At 62.6% G+C, this 15,343-nt stretch carries 11 protein-coding genes; 10 read left to right on the top strand and 1 reads right to left on the bottom strand.

The features are described 5' to 3' along the window. Positions 1 to 47 precede the first annotated feature (47 nt). Complete coding sequence (olsB, locus tag ILFOPFJJ_RS13885) at positions 48 to 938, top strand: l-ornithine N(alpha)-acyltransferase (protein ID WP_173511110.1); 891 nt, start codon at positions 48 to 50, stop codon at positions 936 to 938. A 344-nt stretch (positions 939 to 1,282) separates the two neighbouring features. On the opposite strand, the gene ILFOPFJJ_RS13880 is transcribed toward olsB, so the two are convergent. Further along, entirely contained in the window at positions 1,283 to 3,568 is a 2,286-nt protein-coding gene (locus tag ILFOPFJJ_RS13880) for an NADP-dependent malic enzyme (protein WP_173511109.1), read from the bottom strand. A 102-nt stretch (positions 3,569 to 3,670) separates the two neighbouring features. On the opposite strand from ILFOPFJJ_RS13880, the gene mutS reads away from it, so the two are divergent. The 9 genes from mutS (at position 3,671) to ILFOPFJJ_RS13835 (ending at position 15,341) form a co-directional block, all read left to right on the top strand. Further along, positions 3,671 to 6,415 carry a DNA mismatch repair protein MutS gene (gene mutS / locus ILFOPFJJ_RS13875; RefSeq protein ID WP_173511108.1) on the top strand — a complete coding sequence of 915 codons (2,745 nt, stop codon included), beginning with the start codon at positions 3,671 to 3,673 and terminating at the stop codon, positions 6,413 to 6,415. Between the two features lie 324 nt (positions 6,416 to 6,739). Further along, positions 6,740 to 9,589 (top strand): [protein-PII] uridylyltransferase, encoded by a 2,850-nt coding sequence (locus tag ILFOPFJJ_RS13870; RefSeq protein WP_173511107.1) that lies wholly within the window; start codon positions 6,740 to 6,742, stop codon positions 9,587 to 9,589. Then, the gene (gene murJ / locus ILFOPFJJ_RS13865) at positions 9,586 to 11,196 is read left to right on the top strand and encodes a murein biosynthesis integral membrane protein MurJ (RefSeq protein WP_173511106.1); all 1,611 of its coding nucleotides are present in this window, start codon (positions 9,586 to 9,588) and stop codon (positions 11,194 to 11,196) included. Before ILFOPFJJ_RS13870 ends, murJ begins: the two co-directional genes overlap by 4 nt. Further along, positions 11,193 to 11,585 carry a VOC family protein gene (locus ILFOPFJJ_RS13860; RefSeq protein ID WP_173511105.1) on the top strand — a complete coding sequence of 131 codons (393 nt, stop codon included), beginning with the start codon at positions 11,193 to 11,195 and terminating at the stop codon, positions 11,583 to 11,585. The genes murJ and ILFOPFJJ_RS13860 overlap by 4 nt, the downstream gene beginning before the upstream one ends. A gap of 104 nt (positions 11,586 to 11,689) precedes the next feature. Then, a complete protein-coding gene (trpS, locus tag ILFOPFJJ_RS13855) occupies positions 11,690 to 12,754 on the top strand; it encodes a tryptophan--tRNA ligase (RefSeq protein ID WP_173511104.1) in 1,065 nt (354 codons plus the stop codon). 52 nt (positions 12,755 to 12,806) lie between these two features. Further along, entirely contained in the window at positions 12,807 to 13,298 is a 492-nt protein-coding gene (locus ILFOPFJJ_RS13850) for a universal stress protein (protein ID WP_173511103.1), read from the top strand. Positions 13,299 to 13,495: 197 nt separating this feature from the next. Beyond that, positions 13,496 to 14,062, top strand: a complete 567-nt coding sequence (locus ILFOPFJJ_RS13845; protein ID WP_173511102.1) for a NifU family protein — start codon at positions 13,496 to 13,498, stop codon at positions 14,060 to 14,062. A gap of 100 nt (positions 14,063 to 14,162) precedes the next feature. Beyond that, positions 14,163 to 14,837: a tRNA (adenosine(37)-N6)-threonylcarbamoyltransferase complex dimerization subunit type 1 TsaB gene (gene tsaB / locus ILFOPFJJ_RS13840; protein ID WP_173511101.1), complete on the top strand. Its 675-nt coding sequence runs from the start codon at positions 14,163 to 14,165 to the stop codon at positions 14,835 to 14,837. A 6-nt stretch (positions 14,838 to 14,843) separates the two neighbouring features. Beyond that, complete coding sequence (locus ILFOPFJJ_RS13835) at positions 14,844 to 15,341, top strand: GNAT family N-acetyltransferase (RefSeq protein ID WP_173511100.1); 498 nt, start codon at positions 14,844 to 14,846, stop codon at positions 15,339 to 15,341. Positions 15,342 to 15,343 lie beyond the last annotated feature (2 nt).

The raw sequence follows: 15,343 nt of genomic DNA, 5'->3' as shown, positions 1-15,343 counted from the left end.
AACGTGGTTTAAGCCCGGCAGGCATAGGCGATTCGGGATAACACGGAATGACGATCGAATTTCTGGATTCGGCGAACGTGGTTGACACTTCACAGGCTTGCATCCGCAAGACGATTGCGACCCCGGCAACCGAGGTTCTTGGGCGGATCGGCAATCTCGAGACGCGACTCGCCCGCTCTGCCGCCGAGATCGATGCTGCGCAGGCGGTACGCTATAAGGTCTTTGTCGAGGAGATGAAGGCACAGGTGGGTCCGGACGCCGAGCGGCGCAAGCGCGACGTCGACAGCTGGGACTCGATTTGCGACCATCTGCTGGTTCTGGATACGTCGATCGAAGGCGACCCGGAGGACCAGATCGTCGGCACATACCGCCTGTTGCGGCAGGATGTCGCCGAGCGGGCCGGCGGCTTCTACTCGGCCTCGGAGTTTGCGATCGCGGAGTTGCTTCAGCGCCATCCGGGCAAGCGCTTCATGGAACTCGGCCGCTCCTGCGTGCTGCCCGACTACAGGACGAAGCGCACGGTCGAACTGCTCTGGCAGGGCAATTGGGCTTACGCGCTGAAGCATGGTGTCGACGCGATGTTCGGATGCGGCTCGTTCCCGGGCGTTGTGCCGGAAGAGCACGCATTGGCGCTTTCCTTCCTGTACCACAATGTTTGCGTTAAGGGTGAGTGGGCAGTTTCAGCGCGGCCCGAGCTTTATCGGACCATGGACCTGATGCCCTCGGAAGCGATTAATCCCAAGAAGGCGCTTTCCGCCCTTCCGCCGCTGATCAAGGGCTATATGCGGCTCGGCGCGATGGTTGGCGATGGCGCTGTCGTCGATCACGCTTTCCGCACGACGGACGTGCTGATCGTGTTGCCGATCAGCAATATTTCCGGCCGCTACCTCAACTACTACGGAGCAGATGCCGGACGGTTCTCTTCGACGGTATCCTGAGCGGTCCCCGCAGTATTAACCAGTTATTAAGGATATGTTTGACTTTCTTCCCTGAAAAGAAGAAGTGTATCTCCACGGTTGGTCTGAATTTCATGACGAAGGAGTGTAAAAAACAAAGGGAAAGATAGGCAATGCGCCAAGAGGGTGGCGTATATTGCAATCAATTTCCTCTTATTTTTATAACCTAAGTGATAGATCTGCCATAACGTATTGAGCCCACTTCCTTTGCCGGGGAAGTGGGCTCTTGTTTTACTGGTGACCTGTGTGCCATTGCTGCACGGTCTTGCCAAACAATGTTCGCAACCGATGCAGTACTGTCCCGAAACGGCGCATCGTTGCCCGGTTCAGGTCCCGGCATTGTAGGCCGCGATTGCCGCCATGTTGACGATGTCCGAATCCTTTGCCGACATGGATGCGATCTGCACGGATTTATCCAGGCCGACGAGCAGCGGGCCGATAACGGTCGAGCCGCCGAGTTCCTGGAGCATCTTGGTCGAGATCGAGGCAGAGTGGAACGCCGGCATGACCAGTACGTTGGCGGTGCCGGAAAGCCGGCAGAACGGATATTGCTCCATCACGCGCTGATTGAGCGCGACGTCGGCGGCCATTTCGCCATCATATTCGAAATCGACGCGACGCTTGTCGAGAATCTTCACCGCTTCGCGCACCCTTTCGGAGCGTTCGCCCGAGGGGTGGCCGAAGGTCGAATAGGCGAGCAACGCGACTCGCGGTACATAGCCGAGCCGCTTGGCGAGCCCCGCCGCTTCCTCCGCGATGTCGGCCAGTTCCTCGGACGAAGGCATGTCGTGCACGGCCGTATCGGCGACGAGTACCGTCCGACCTCGGCAAAGGGCGATCGAGACGCCGATAACGCGATGCCCGGGCTTGGCGTCAATGCAGCGGCGCACGTCCTGAAGCGCCGTGGAATAATTGCGCGTCAACCCGGTCACCATTCCGTCCGCATCGCCGAGCGCCACCATGCAGGCGGCGAAGTGGTTGCGGTCGTTGTTGATCAGTCGCTGTACGTCGCGGAAGAGGTAACCCTTGCGCTGGAGCCGGGCGTAGAGGAAATCGGTATAGGCGCCGACGCGTTTGGAGAGGCGTGCGTTGACGATCTGGATGCCGGCGCGGTTGAGGTCGATGCCTTCCCGTTCCGCCGTTTCGCGCATTTGCTCCTCGCGTCCGAGCAGGATGGCAGTGCCGAGCTGCTGATTGGCATAGGCGATTGCCGAGCGCATCATCTGCACCTCTTCGCCTTCGGCAAAGACGATGCGCTTCGGCTGGCGGCGGACGCGTTCGAAGATGCGCTGCAGCGTCGAGGCGATCGGGTCGCGCCGCGCCGAAAGCTGCTGCGCATAGTCTGCAAGATCGGTTATCGGCTTGCGCGCCACGCCCGTTTCCATGGCCGCCTTTGCGACCGCTATCGGTATGGCCGAAATGAGACGCGGATCGAAGGGAACGGGAATGATGTATTGCGGTCCGAAGCGCGGCCGGTTGCCCTGGTAGGCGGCGGCGACATCGTCGGGCACGTCCTCTTTCGCAAGGCTAGCAAGCGCTTCCGCCGCGGCGATCTTCATCGCGTCGTTGATCGTCGAGGCGCGCACGTCGAGGGCGCCGCGGAAGATATAGGGGAAACCAAGAACATTGTTGACCTGGTTCGGGTAGTCGGACCGACCGGTCGCGACGATCGCGTCGTCGCGGATGCGGGCGACTTCCTCCGGCGTGATTTCGGGATCCGGATTGGCCATGGCGAAGATGATCGGTTTCGGCGCCATGGAAAGCACCATCTCCGTCGAAAGCGCGCCCTTTGCCGACAGCCCGAAGAACACGTCCGCGCCCTCCAGTGCTTCGGTCAGGGTCCGGCGGTCGGTATCGACCGCGTGCGCCGATTTCCACTGGTTCATGCCATCCGTCCGGCCCTTGTAGATCACGCCCTTGGTATCGCAGAGAATGACGTTTTCCCCATTGAAACCCATCGCCTTGATGAGCTCGATACAGGCGATCGCCGCAGCGCCCGCGCCGTTACAGACGAGCCTGGTCGTTTTGAAGTCACGCCCGGTCAGCGCCAGCGCATTGATGAGGCCCGCGGCGGCGATGATCGCGGTGCCGTGCTGGTCGTCATGGAACACGGGAATGTCCATAACCTCGCGCAACCGCTGCTCGATGATGAAACAGTCCGGCGCCCTGATATCCTCGAGATTGATGCCCCCGAAAGATGGGCCGAGAAAGCGCACGCAGTTAACGAATTCGTCGACATTCTCCGTATCGACTTCGAGATCGATCGAATCGACATCCGCAAATCGCTTGAACAGGACCGACTTGCCCTCCATGACCGGCTTCGAGGCAAGCGCACCGAGATTGCCGAGGCCGAGGATCGCCGTGCCGTTGGAAATCACCGCGACCATGTTGCCGCGCGTCGTGTAGTCGTAGGCGGTTGCCGGGTCTTCGGCGATCGCCTTCACGGGCACGGCGACGCCGGGCGAGTAGGCGAGCGACAGGTCGCGTTGCGTCGCCATCGCCTTTGTCGGGGCGATCTCCAGTTTTCCGGGCCGACCTTGGGAGTGGAAATCGAGCGCTTCCTGGGCGGTGACGCTTGTCATCGTGCGGTCGGTCTTGTCGGTAGCCGGCATGTTTCCTCAACCTCCTGTGGGCGACCGCCGAGGTCAGCCTCTTTGTTATTGTCGTCTATAAATGCTTGCGGATAGTGTGACATCTCTTTTTTTGGAACAATCATGAATTTCGTGACAGACCCATCGAGCCGCACGGGCGATGTCCTTTCCGTGTCCGATCTGGCAAGCGAGGAGAGCCGCTCCACCGCGACGCCGATGATGGAGCAGTACATCGAGATCAAGGCGAACAATCCGGATTCGCTGCTGTTCTACCGGATGGGCGACTTCTACGAGCTGTTCTTTCAGGATGCGGTCGAAGCATCGCGCGCGCTCGGGATCACGCTGACGAAGCGCGGCCAGCACTTGGGCCAGGAGATTCCGATGTGCGGCGTGCCGGTCCACGCGGCCGACGACTATCTGCAGAAGCTGATCGCCCTCGGTTTCCGGGTCGCCGTCTGCGAGCAGGTCGAAGATCCGGCCGAAGCGAGGAAGCGTGGCGGCAAGTCGGTCGTGCGCCGCGACGTCGTCCGGCTGGTGACACCGGGAACGATCACCGAGGACAAGCTGCTTTCGCCGGCCGAGTCGAACTATCTTATGGCGCTCGCCCGCATCCGCAGCGGCACGGAACCTGCCTATGCGCTCGCCTGGATCGACATATCGACCGGCATTTTCCGCCTGGCCGAGACGGCCGAAGGCCGTTTGCTCGCCGATATATTGCGCATCGAGCCGCGTGAATTGGTCCTGCCGGATACCGTCTTTCACGATCCGGAGCTCCGACCGGTATTCGACGTGCTCGGCCGGGTCGCGGTGCCGCAGCCGGCGGTGCTGTTCGACAGCGCGACGGCGGAAGGCCGCATCGCCCGTTACTACGGCGTGAAGACTCTTGACGGCTTCGGCAGCTTTTCGCGCGCCGAGCTCGCGGCCGCCTCGGCGGCGATCTCCTACGTTGAGAAGACCCAGCTCGCCGAACGCCCTGCTCTCGGGATCCCCGAGCGGGAAAGCGTTGCCTCGACGCTCTTCATCGATCCGGCGACCCGCGCCAACCTCGAACTGGTCAAGACGCTTTCCGGTGCGCGCGAGGGAACGTTGCTCAGAGCCCTTGACCGAACGGTGACGAGCGGCGGCGCACGGCTACTCGCGGAGCGGCTGATGTCGCCGCTGACCGATCCCGATCGGATCAACACGCGGCTCGATTCCATCGAGGTCATTGCCGACCAGCCGAGTTTTGCGATGGATCTGCGCGATGCCTTGCGGCGCGCGCCCGACATGCCGCGGGCTCTGTCGCGGCTGGCGCTCGGCCGTGGCGGCCCGCGCGATCTGGGCGCGATCCAGGCCGGACTTCGGGCTGCGGCAACAATATCGGCGCTGCTGTCTCGCGGCAGCCTATCGGCAGAACTGACCGAGGCACATGCCGCGATCGACGCATTGCCGGAAGCGTTGCTGGCGAGGCTCGAGTCGATGCTCGCGGAAGAACTGCCGCTATCGAAGCGCGACGGCGGCTTCGTGCGCGAAGGAGCGCGTGGCGAACTCGACGAGATGCGAGCGTTGCGTGACCAGTCGCGTCGGGTGATTGCGGGCCTGCAACTGCAATATTGCGAGGAAACCGGGATCAAATCGCTGAAAATCAAGCACAACAACGTGCTTGGTTATTTCATCGAGGTGACGGCGGGAAATGCCGGCGCTATGACCGACACCGACGCAGGGCGCGCACGCTTCATTCACCGCCAGACCATGGCGAATGCCATGCGGTTCACGACGACAGAGCTTGCGGAGCTCGAAACCAAGATCGCCAATGCCGCCGACCGCGCCCTTGCGATCGAACTCGAAGCATTTGAGGCGATGGCGGGCGAGATTGTTGCGCATGCCGAAGCGATCAAGGCTGCCGCGCTGGCGCTCGCAACCCTTGACGTCTCGACCGGCTTGGCGGTTCTTGCCGAAGAGCAGAATTATGCGCGCCCGGTCGTTGACCGCTCGCGGACGTTCGCGATCGACGGTGGCCGGCACCCCGTCGTCGAACAGGCGCTCCGGCGTCAGGCGGCCAATGCCTTCGTTGCCAATGGTTGCGACCTGTCGCCTCCGGATGGTCACGAGGGCGGAGCGATCTGGCTGCTCACCGGCCCGAACATGGGCGGTAAATCGACCTTCCTGCGCCAGAATGCGCTGATTGCGATCATGGCGCAGATGGGATCGTTCGTCCCGGCGGCGTCGGCGCATATCGGCACCGTCGACCGGCTTTTTTCGCGTGTCGGCGCATCGGACGATCTCGCCCGCGGCCGTTCGACCTTCATGGTCGAGATGGTCGAGACGGCGGCGATCCTCAATCAGGCGACGGACCGCTCGCTGGTGATTCTCGACGAGATCGGCCGCGGCACGGCGACCTTCGACGGCCTGTCGATTGCCTGGGCCGCGGTCGAGCACCTGCACGAGGTCAATCGTTGCCGCGGGCTCTTCGCCACCCACTTCCACGAGTTGACGGTGCTTTCCGAAAAGCTTGGCCGCCTCTCGAACGCGACGATGCGGGTCAAGGAGTGGGACGGCGACGTGATCTTCCTGCACGAGGTCGGCCCCGGTGCCGCCGACCGGTCCTACGGGATCCAGGTCGCCCGGCTTGCGGGCCTGCCTGCGTCGGTCGTCGCGCGGGCCAAGGACGTGCTCGCCAAGCTCGAGGACGCAGACCGCAAGAACCCGGCAAGCCAGCTGATCGACGACCTGCCGCTTTTCCAGGTGGCGATACGGCGCGAGGAATCGACGAGAGCCGGGCCTTCGAAGGTCGAGGAAGCGCTGAAGGCGCTCAATCCCGACGACATGACGCCGCGTGACGCCCTTGACGCGCTCTACTCGCTGAAGAAACAACTTGGCGCCCGCTGATCTTCCTTGAGGGCGGCATTGACCGGTTGTTGCATGCTGCGCCGATTTTTCCTGTTATTTGAAGGACAGAAAGGCTATACAGCGCCGCGCGTCTTTCTACAGCGCCGTGCGTCTTCAGACGCACAAAGGTCGCTGTAGCACTTTGAGTTGCTGCATGTTTTTATCCTTAAATCGCTCCGATTTAAGGAAGCATGCAGTGGGCGCGCAAAGGACGTGGCATTTTGAAATGCTGCATGTTTCCCGCCGGTCCACGGCGACATGCAGGAGCGCTGGCAGATGCAGCGGATTACACAACCAGTCGGACAGGACGCCCCTCGGCACTTCATGGCCAGACACGAAACTTCCTTTCCCGAAATTCTCGATGTTGCGGCGCTGCGAGCAAAATGCAGCTTCATCGCCTCTGCTCACGCGGAGCAGCGAGAACCGATGCGCCAGGCCCTGCTCGCCGCTTTCAAGCAGGCCAATCTCGCGGGACGCGCCAAGGTGCGCGAACTGCTTGCGGCCGATGGTGCCGGGATCAAATGCGCCGAACGCATCTCCTGGCTCCAGGACCAGCTCATCGCCCTTCTGCATGATTTCGTGCTGAACGAGGTTTTCGACGCGGCGAAAGCACCGCCGGCGTCTCGCATTGCGGTGACCGCCGTTGGCGGCTATGGACGCGGAACGCTTGCCCCGGGGTCGGATATCGACCTCCTGTTCCTGCTGCCCGCGAAAAAAGCGGTTTGGGCCGAGCCGGCGATCGAGTTCATGCTCTACATCCTCTGGGACCTGGGCTTCAAGGTCGGCCATGCGACGCGGACGATCGAGGAGTGCATCCGGCTGTCGCGCGCCGACATGACGATCCGCACGGCGATCCTCGAATGCCGCTACATCTGCGGTTCCGAGGCGCTGGCAAGCGAGCTCGAGACGCGCTTCGACCACGAGATCGTCCGCAATACGGGCCCCGATTTCATCGCCGCCAAACTTGCCGAGCGTGACCAGCGCCATCGCAAGGCGGGCGATACCCGCTATCTCGTCGAACCGAACATCAAGGAAGGCAAAGGCGGGCTCCGCGATCTGCACACGCTGTTCTGGATTGCCAAGTATTTCTACCGCGTCAAGGACTCTGCCGATCTCGTCAAGCTCGGCGTCCTGTCGCGACAGGAGTACAAGCTTTTCCAGAAGTCGGAGGATTTCCTCTGGGCGGTGCGCTGCCACATGCATTTCCTCACAGGAAAGGCGGAGGAGCGGCTGTCCTTCGACATTCAGCGCGAGATCGCCGAGGCCTTGGGCTATCACGATCACCCCGGCCTCTCGGCAGTCGAGCGCTTCATGAAGCACTATTTCCTCGTCGCCAAGGACGTGGGTGATTTGACGCGCATTTTCTGCGCCGCGCTGGAGGACCAGCAGGCGAAGGACGCACCGGGGATCTCGGGTGTCATCAGCCGTTTCAGGCATCGCACCCGCAAGATTGCCGGGACGCTCGACTTCGTCGACGATGGCGGACGCATCGCGCTTTCGAGCCCCGATGTCTTCAAGCGCGATCCGGTAAACCTTCTGCGGTTCTTTCATGTCGCCGACATCAACGAGCTGGAATTCCATCCGGCCGCGCTGAAGCAGGTGACCCGCTCGCTGAGCCTGATCACACCGCAGTTGCGGGAAGACGAGGAAGCCAACAGGCTGTTCCTCTCGATCCTGACGTCGCGGCGCAATCCGGAGCTGATCCTGAGGCGCATGAACGAGTCGGGTGTCCTCGGCCGCTTCATTCCCGATTTCGGCAAGATCGTCTCGATGATGCAGTTCAACATGTATCATCACTATACGGTGGATGAGCATCTGCTGCGCACGGTCGATATCCTCTCGCGTGTCGAGCGCGGCATCGAGGAGGAGGCGCACCCGCTTTCGGCGACGCTGATGCCGGGAATCGAGGATCGCGAGGCCCTTTATGTCGCCGTGTTGCTGCACGACATCGCCAAGGGCCGACCGGAGGATCATTCGATTGCCGGTGCCAAGGTGGCCCGCAAGCTCTGCCCGCGTTTGGGGCTTTCGCCGAAGCAGACCGAAACCGTGGTCTGGCTGGTCGAGGAGCACCTCACCATGTCGATGGTGGCCCAGACCCGCGATCTCAACGACCGCAAGACCATCGTCGATTTCGCCGAGCGGGTGCAGTCTCTCGACCGCCTGAAAATGCTGCTCATCCTGACGGTCTGCGACATCCGGGCGGTTGGGCCCGGCGTCTGGAACGGCTGGAAGGGACAGCTGCTGCGCACGCTCTATTATGAGACCGAGCTTCTGCTCTCCGGCGGCTTCTCGGAACTGTCGCGAAAGGAGCGGGCAAAACATGCGGCCCACATGCTGGGGGAGGCGCTGACCGATTGGCCCGAGGCGGACCGAGAGGCATACGTGCGGCTGCATTACCAGCCTTATCTTCTTTCGGTGGCGCTTGAGGATCAGGTCCGGCACGCGAAGTTCATTCGCGATGCGGACCGGGCCGGCGAAACGCTCGCGACCATGGTGCGCACGCATCAATTCCATGCGATCACCGAAATCACCGTGCTTTCCCCGGACCATCCGCGCCTGCTGACGGTCATTGCCGGGGCCTGCGCCGCGGCAGGCGCCAACATTGTCGACGCGCAGATCTTCACGACGTCGGACGGACGGGCGCTGGACACGATTCTCGTCAACCGGGAATTTCCGGTCGACGAGGACGAAACGCGCCGGGCCGCAAGCATCGGCAAGCTGATCGAGGACGTGCTTTCCGGCCGCAAGCGGTTGCCGGAGGTGATCGCAAGCCGCACGCGGGTGAAGAAGCGCAGCAAGGCCTTCACTGTCACGCCGGAAGTGACGATCAGCAATTCGCTCTCGAACAAGTTTACCGTGATCGAGGTCGAGGGACTCGACCGGCCCGGCCTGCTTTCCGAAGTCACGGCGGTGCTTTCCGACCTCTCGCTCGATATTGCCTCGGCCCATATCACGACCTTCGGCGAGAAGGTTATCGACACTTTCTACGTGACCGATCTGGTCGGCTCCAAAATCACCAGCGAGAACCGGCAGACGAATATTGCGGCGCGCCTCAAGGCAGTGTTGGCCGACGAAGTGGACGAGGCTCGCGACCGCATGCCCTCGGGCATTATCGCACCGGCGCATGCGCCACGTGCATCACATGGTTCCAAAGCGACAAAAGCCGAAACATGAGCCTCGTCAAGAAATTTGCCACCGTCGGCGGCGCGACGCTCGGAAGCCGCATCTTCGGCTTCGTCCGCGAAACCTTCATGGCGGCGGCGCTCGGCACCGGACCGGTTGCCGACGCCTTCAACACCGCCTTCCGGCTGCCCAACACCTTCCGTCGGCTCTTTGCCGAAGGCGCCTTCAACTCGGCCTTCGTGCCCCTTTTTGCCAAGGAGATCGAAGCGCGCGGCATGGATGGCGCGCGTCGCTTTTCGGAAGAGGTTTTCGGTGTGCTCTTCACCGTCCTCCTGTTCCTGACCATCGCCATGGAGCTGGCGATGCCGTTCATCGTCAGGGAGTTGATAGCCCCGGGCTTTGCCGACGATCCGGCGAAATTTGCAAGCACCGTATCCTTCGCGACGATCATGTTCCCCTATCTCGCCTGCATGTCGCTGGCGGCGATGATGGCTGGCATGCTGAACTCGCTGCACCGCTACTTCGCCGCCGCGATCGCGCCGGTGTTTCTGAACGTCATCCTGATCGGCGTTCTTGCCTATGCCTGGTATGGCGGCCATGACGCGGTTGCCGTCGGCTATGGTCTTTCCTGGGGCGTCCTGGCTGCAGGTCTGGTGCAACTCGCGATCGTCTGGTTCGCCGTACGGAATGCCGGTATCCGGATCGGGCTTCGCCGTCCGCGGCTGACGGCGAATGTCAGGCGGCTTCTCGTGTTGGCGCTGCCGGCGGCGATCACCGGCGGCATCACCCAGATCAATCTGTTGATCAACACCAATATCGCTTCGGCAAAGGCGGGCGCCGTGTCGTCGCTCGTCTATGCCGACCGCATCTACCAGCTTCCGCTCGGCGTCGTCGGCATCGCCGTCGCGACCGTGTTGCTGCCGGAACTTTCACGGGCGCTGCGCGCCGGCAATCTCAACGAAGCCTCCAACCTGCAGAACCGCTCCGTCGAGTTCACGATGTTCCTGACGCTGCCGGCCGCCGCCGCGCTGCTTGTCATGTCGGAACCGATCGTCCGGCTGCTCTTCGAACGTGGCAAGTTTTCACCGGAATCGACCGTCGTGGTCGGCCATATCCTGGCGATCTACGGTCTCGGCCTGCCGGCCTTCGTGCTGATCAAGGCCTTCATTCCGGGTTTCTTCGCACGCGAGGATACGCGCACGCCGATGATCTTCGCCGCGATTTCGGTGGCAGTGAACGTGTCACTGGCATTGACGCTGTTTCCGACGCTCGCCGCGAGTGGCATCGCCACCGCCGAGATCGTCGCCGGCTGGGTGAACGCCATACTGTTGTTCGCAACCCTCGTCTGGCGAGGCCATTGGGGTCGCGACATTCCGCTCCTGACCCGCATTCCGCGCCTGGTAATCGCCGCGGCGATCATGGCGGTCGCGCTGCATTTTGCAGTCCAGTGGCTGGCGTTTCCGCTTTCGTCCGCTGCGCCGCTCCTGACGCGCGCTCTAACCCTCTGCGGCCTGGTGGCTGCGGCAATGGTGATCTATTTCGCCTTCGCCTTCGGTCTTGGCGGCGCAAGCCTCGGCATGATCCGCCGCAGTCTGCGGCGCAGGGGCGCTAGCGGTCCGGTCGAAGCTGCGGCGAGCCAGGAGCCCGATGCGTCATGAAGCAGACGATCGCCCGCGTCGCCATCGTCGTACCGGACTACGATGACGGCATCGCCTTCTATTGCGGCAAGCTCGGTTTCGACCTGATCGAGGATACAGAGCTTGGCGACGGCAAGCGCTGGGTGCTCGTCCGCCCGAAAGGCGCTGCGGAGACGGCCCTGCTTCTCGCCAAGGCCGAGGGTGAGCGGCAACGGGCTGCGATCGGCAACCAGACCGGCGGCCGGGTCGGTTTCTTCCTGTTCACCGACGACTTCGCCCGCGATCACGCGGCGATGGTCGCCACCGGCGTCGAATTCCGCGAGGCACCGCGCCACGAGACCTACGGTTCCGTCGCGGTGTTTACCGATCCGTTCGGCAATCCTTGGGATCTGCTGCAGCCGGCGTCGTGATCCTTTGCGCGCCCGCACCCCCTTGATTGCGCTTGGGCTGCCGTGCATAAGCGCGGCGGATATCAACTGGAGACGGGCCCTCCACAAGCCCGATTGAGGACGACATGAACGAATTCAAGCCGCTCGTATTTTCCGGCGTACAACCGACCGGCAACCTGCATCTCGGCAACTATCTCGGCGCGATCCGCAAGTTCGTGGCTCTGCAGGAGAACAACGACTGCATCTATTGCGTCGTCGACCTGCACTCGATCACGGCGCAGCTCGTGCACGAGGATCTGCCGGGCCAGATCCGCTCGATCGCGGCCGCCTTTATCGCCTCCGGCATCGACCCGGAAAAGCATATCGTCTTCAATCAGTCGGCGGTGCCGCAGCACGCCGAGCTTGCCTGGATCTTCAACTGCGTCGCCCGCATAGGCTGGATGAACCGGATGACCCAGTTCAAGGACAAGGCCGGCAAGGATCGCGAAAACGCCTCGCTCGGCCTGCTTGCCTATCCGAGCCTGATGGCGGCGGACATTCTCGTCTACCGCGCCACGCATGTTCCGGTCGGCGACGACCAGAAACAGCACCTGGAGCTGACACGCGACATCGCCCAGAAGTTCAACATCGACTTCATGGAGCATATCCGGACGCGCGGCTACGGCGTTGACATCCTCGTCGGCGAAGAGCCGATCCATGCCTATTTCCCGCCGGTGGAGCCGTTGATCGGCGGGCCGGCGCCGCGTGTCATGTCGTTGCGCGACGGCACGAAGAAGATGTCGAAATCGGATCCCTCGGATCTGTCGCGCATCAATCTGATGGATGATGCCGATACGATCTCGAAGAAGATCCGCAAGGCCAAGACTGATCCCGACGCGCTTCCGAGCGAAGCCGGCGGCCTCGCAGGCCGTCCGGAGGCGGAAAACCTCGTCGGTATCTATGCGGCGCTTTCGGACAAGACGAAGGATGAGGTCCTCGCCGAGTTCGGCGGCCAGCAGTTCTCGGTCTTCAAGCCGGCTCTGGTCGATCTTGCCGTAACCGTGCTGTCGCCGATCACGGGCGAGATGCGTCGTCTGATGGACGATACGGCACACATCGACGCGATCCTGAGGCGTGGCGGCGAACGGGCGCGGGCGCGGGCCGAAAAGACGATGCGCGAGGTTCGCGAAATCATCGGATTTTTGCAGTAGCACGCAAAAATGAGACCTTGCGGGCGGCGAGCGGCGATGTAATGTTCGCCGCATGGTTTCCACCCGACTCTCACGACTGGAAGGTCATCGCCGCAAGTTCATGGCGGTGATCGACGATACGCCCGAATGCGGCCGCGCCGTGCATTATGCCGGCATGCGCGCGAAGAACTCCAATGGCGGCCTGGTGCTGCTCTATGTGATCGCCGATGGCGACTTCCAGCAATGGCTGGGGGTCGAGGAGATCATGCGGGCGGAAGCACGTGAAGAGGCCGAGGCGACGCTGGCCAAGGTGGCGCAGACGGTGCGCGAAACGATCGGCATCGAGCCGGAGATCGTCATTCGCGAAGGGATCGCCACGGAGCAGATCCACGCGGTGATCGAGGAGGACCGGGACATTGCCATCTTGGTGCTTGCGGCGGGATCGGCCAAGGAAGGGCCGGGACCGCTGGTGTCGTCCATAGCCGGAAAAGCTGCGGCCTTTCCGATTCCCGTGACCGTCATCCCCGATTTGCTGACGGACGAGGAAATAGACGCGCTGAGCTAGAGTAACGGTTTTCCGTCCGGATTTGCGTCGTTTCCAAGTCGGAAAGAAGCGGTCCTCCGCACGCTTCCTACCTCTCGATCATGACAGTCCAAGGTGCGACTGGATGCGCTCTTGCGGGGCCGCGACGAAGCACCTATATTTTTGAACAATTCTAAAGAGCCGGTCGAGAATCGACTTCCGGCGAAACGGAGAGAAAGATGTTCATCCAGACGGAAGCCACGCCGAATCCGGCCACGCTCAAGTTCTTGCCGGGCAAGGTGGTGATGGAGAACGGCACGGCCGAATTCCGGAGCGAGGACGAGGCCCGTGCAGGATCGCCTTTGGCGGCCCGGCTCTTCTCGATTCCGGGCGTAACCGGTGTCTATTTCGGTTACGACTTCATCACGGTCAGCAAGGAAGCGCAGGAGTGGCAGCACCTGAAGCCCGCCATCCTCGGCTCGATCATGGAACATTTCATGTCCGGGCAGCCGGTCATGTCCGGTGCCGGCCGCGCCGAGGAGACGGACCAGGAAGGCGAGTTCTTCGACGAGGGCGACGAGGCGATCGTTGCCACGATCAAGGAATTGCTTGAAACCCGCGTTCGCCCGGCGGTTGCCCAGGACGGTGGTGACATCACCTTCCGCGGCTTCAAGGACGGCACCGTGTTCCTGAACATGAAAGGGGCCTGCGCCGGTTGCCCGTCGTCGACCGCGACGTTGAGGCACGGTGTCCAAAACCTGCTGCGCCACTTCGTTCCGGAAGTCGAAGCAGTCGAATCCGTCTGATCCGGCCCGTCCCGACGTCGTCCGTCACGAGAGCGGGTGCAAGGGGCGCTTCGCGCCGGTTCTGGGCGCGAAGCAATGGAGGGAGGCCATTGCGGCTGAAATGTTAGTGCTTGCAATCGATACATCCGGCACCGGTTGCGCCGCCGCTGTCTACGACAGCGCGGCCGCCGAGGTTCTGGCGCGCGCCGGCGCGAACATCGGACGCGGTCACGCCGAGCGTCTGATGGAGTTCGTCGACGAGGCACTGCTCGCCGCCGACAGGCAGCTTTCAGAAATCGACCGCATTGCGGTCACCGTCGGTCCCGGATCCTTCACCGGCATTCGTGTCGGCGTTGCTGCCGCGCGTGGCCTCGCGCTCGCCCTCGGCAAGCCGGCGGTCGGGATCACGACGCTCGAGGTCGCCGCCGAAAATGCAAGGCTGACGACACCCGGCCAGGCGGTTCTCGTCGTCATCGATGCGAAGCGGGACGAAGTCTATGCCCAGCTTTTCGACGCCCTCGGCAGAGCAAGGGACGAGCCCGAAGTTCTGTCGGTGACGGAGGCGCGCGAGCGGTTTTCAGGCCTCGAAGGAACCGTTTGCGGTTCCGGCGCTTCCCTCGTCCGCCCTTTCCCCGTTTCCGACGTGCCTGCAGATGGGGTGCCGGACGATATCGACATTGCTGTCGTTGCCCGGCTGGGTGCCGGAGCCGATCCAGCCTCGGCCAAGCCGAAACCGCTTTACTTGCGCGGACCGGATGCGAAACCCCAGGCGGGTTTCGCCGTAACCCGAGCCTAGACCAAGATGAGTTTGACCGATTATTTCACCCGTCGAACGGAGTTCGATATCTTCCCGCTCGAGGAGGGCGATCTCGCCGCTGCCGCTGAGCTGCATCGGCAACGGTTCGCATCACCTTGGAGCGACGGCGAAATTCACGCGCTGTTGTCGCAGGATACGGTCTTCGGTTTCGTGGCGCGCCAGACAAACGGTGCTTTCCGCCCCGCCCTCGGCGGTTTTGTACTCTCACGCGCCGTGGCCGGCGAAGCCGAAATCCTGACCATCGGCGTGGACCCGCGGTTCACACGGTCCGGCCTGGGCTGGCGACTGATGCAGGCGGCCATGCGCGAGGCGCTCGTCAAAGGATCCGACGCGCTTTTCCTCGAAGTCGATGAAACCAACCAGGCCGCGCTCGGTCTCTATCAGAAGCTCGGCTTCCTTAAGGTCGGCGAACGCCGGGCCTACTATCAGGGGGCTGCAGGCGCGCGCACGGCCGCGCTTGTCATGCGACTCGATCTTCGCTAGTC

Origin of the sequence: Sinorhizobium psoraleae (assembly GCF_013283645.1) — a bacterium.
Lineage (GTDB): Bacteria > Pseudomonadota > Alphaproteobacteria > Rhizobiales > Rhizobiaceae > Sinorhizobium > Sinorhizobium psoraleae.
Note: the sequence above shows the minus strand (reverse complement) of the source record. Positions and strands in the feature narration are given on the sequence as shown.

Excerpts from the sequence above, each read along its gene's own strand:
- olsB (WP_173511110.1), top strand. The coding sequence starts at position 48 with ATGACGATCGAATTTCTGGATTCGGCGAACGTGGTTGACACTTCACAG.
- ILFOPFJJ_RS13870 (WP_173511107.1), top strand. The coding sequence starts at position 6,740 with ATGGCCAGACACGAAACTTCCTTTCCCGAAATTCTCGATGTTGCGGCG.
- tsaB (WP_173511101.1), top strand. The coding sequence starts at position 14,163 with ATGTTAGTGCTTGCAATCGATACATCCGGCACCGGTTGCGCCGCCGCT.
- ILFOPFJJ_RS13835 (WP_173511100.1), top strand. The coding sequence starts at position 14,844 with ATGAGTTTGACCGATTATTTCACCCGTCGAACGGAGTTCGATATCTTC.
- ILFOPFJJ_RS13845 (WP_173511102.1), top strand. The coding sequence starts at position 13,496 with ATGTTCATCCAGACGGAAGCCACGCCGAATCCGGCCACGCTCAAGTTC.
- ILFOPFJJ_RS13850 (WP_173511103.1), top strand. The coding sequence starts at position 12,807 with ATGGTTTCCACCCGACTCTCACGACTGGAAGGTCATCGCCGCAAGTTC.
- trpS (WP_173511104.1), top strand. The coding sequence starts at position 11,690 with ATGAACGAATTCAAGCCGCTCGTATTTTCCGGCGTACAACCGACCGGC.
- ILFOPFJJ_RS13860 (WP_173511105.1), top strand. The coding sequence starts at position 11,193 with ATGAAGCAGACGATCGCCCGCGTCGCCATCGTCGTACCGGACTACGAT.
- mutS (WP_173511108.1), top strand. The coding sequence starts at position 3,671 with ATGAATTTCGTGACAGACCCATCGAGCCGCACGGGCGATGTCCTTTCC.
- murJ (WP_173511106.1), top strand. The coding sequence starts at position 9,586 with ATGAGCCTCGTCAAGAAATTTGCCACCGTCGGCGGCGCGACGCTCGGA.
- ILFOPFJJ_RS13880 (WP_173511109.1), bottom strand. The coding sequence starts at position 3,568 with ATGCCGGCTACCGACAAGACCGACCGCACGATGACAAGCGTCACCGCC.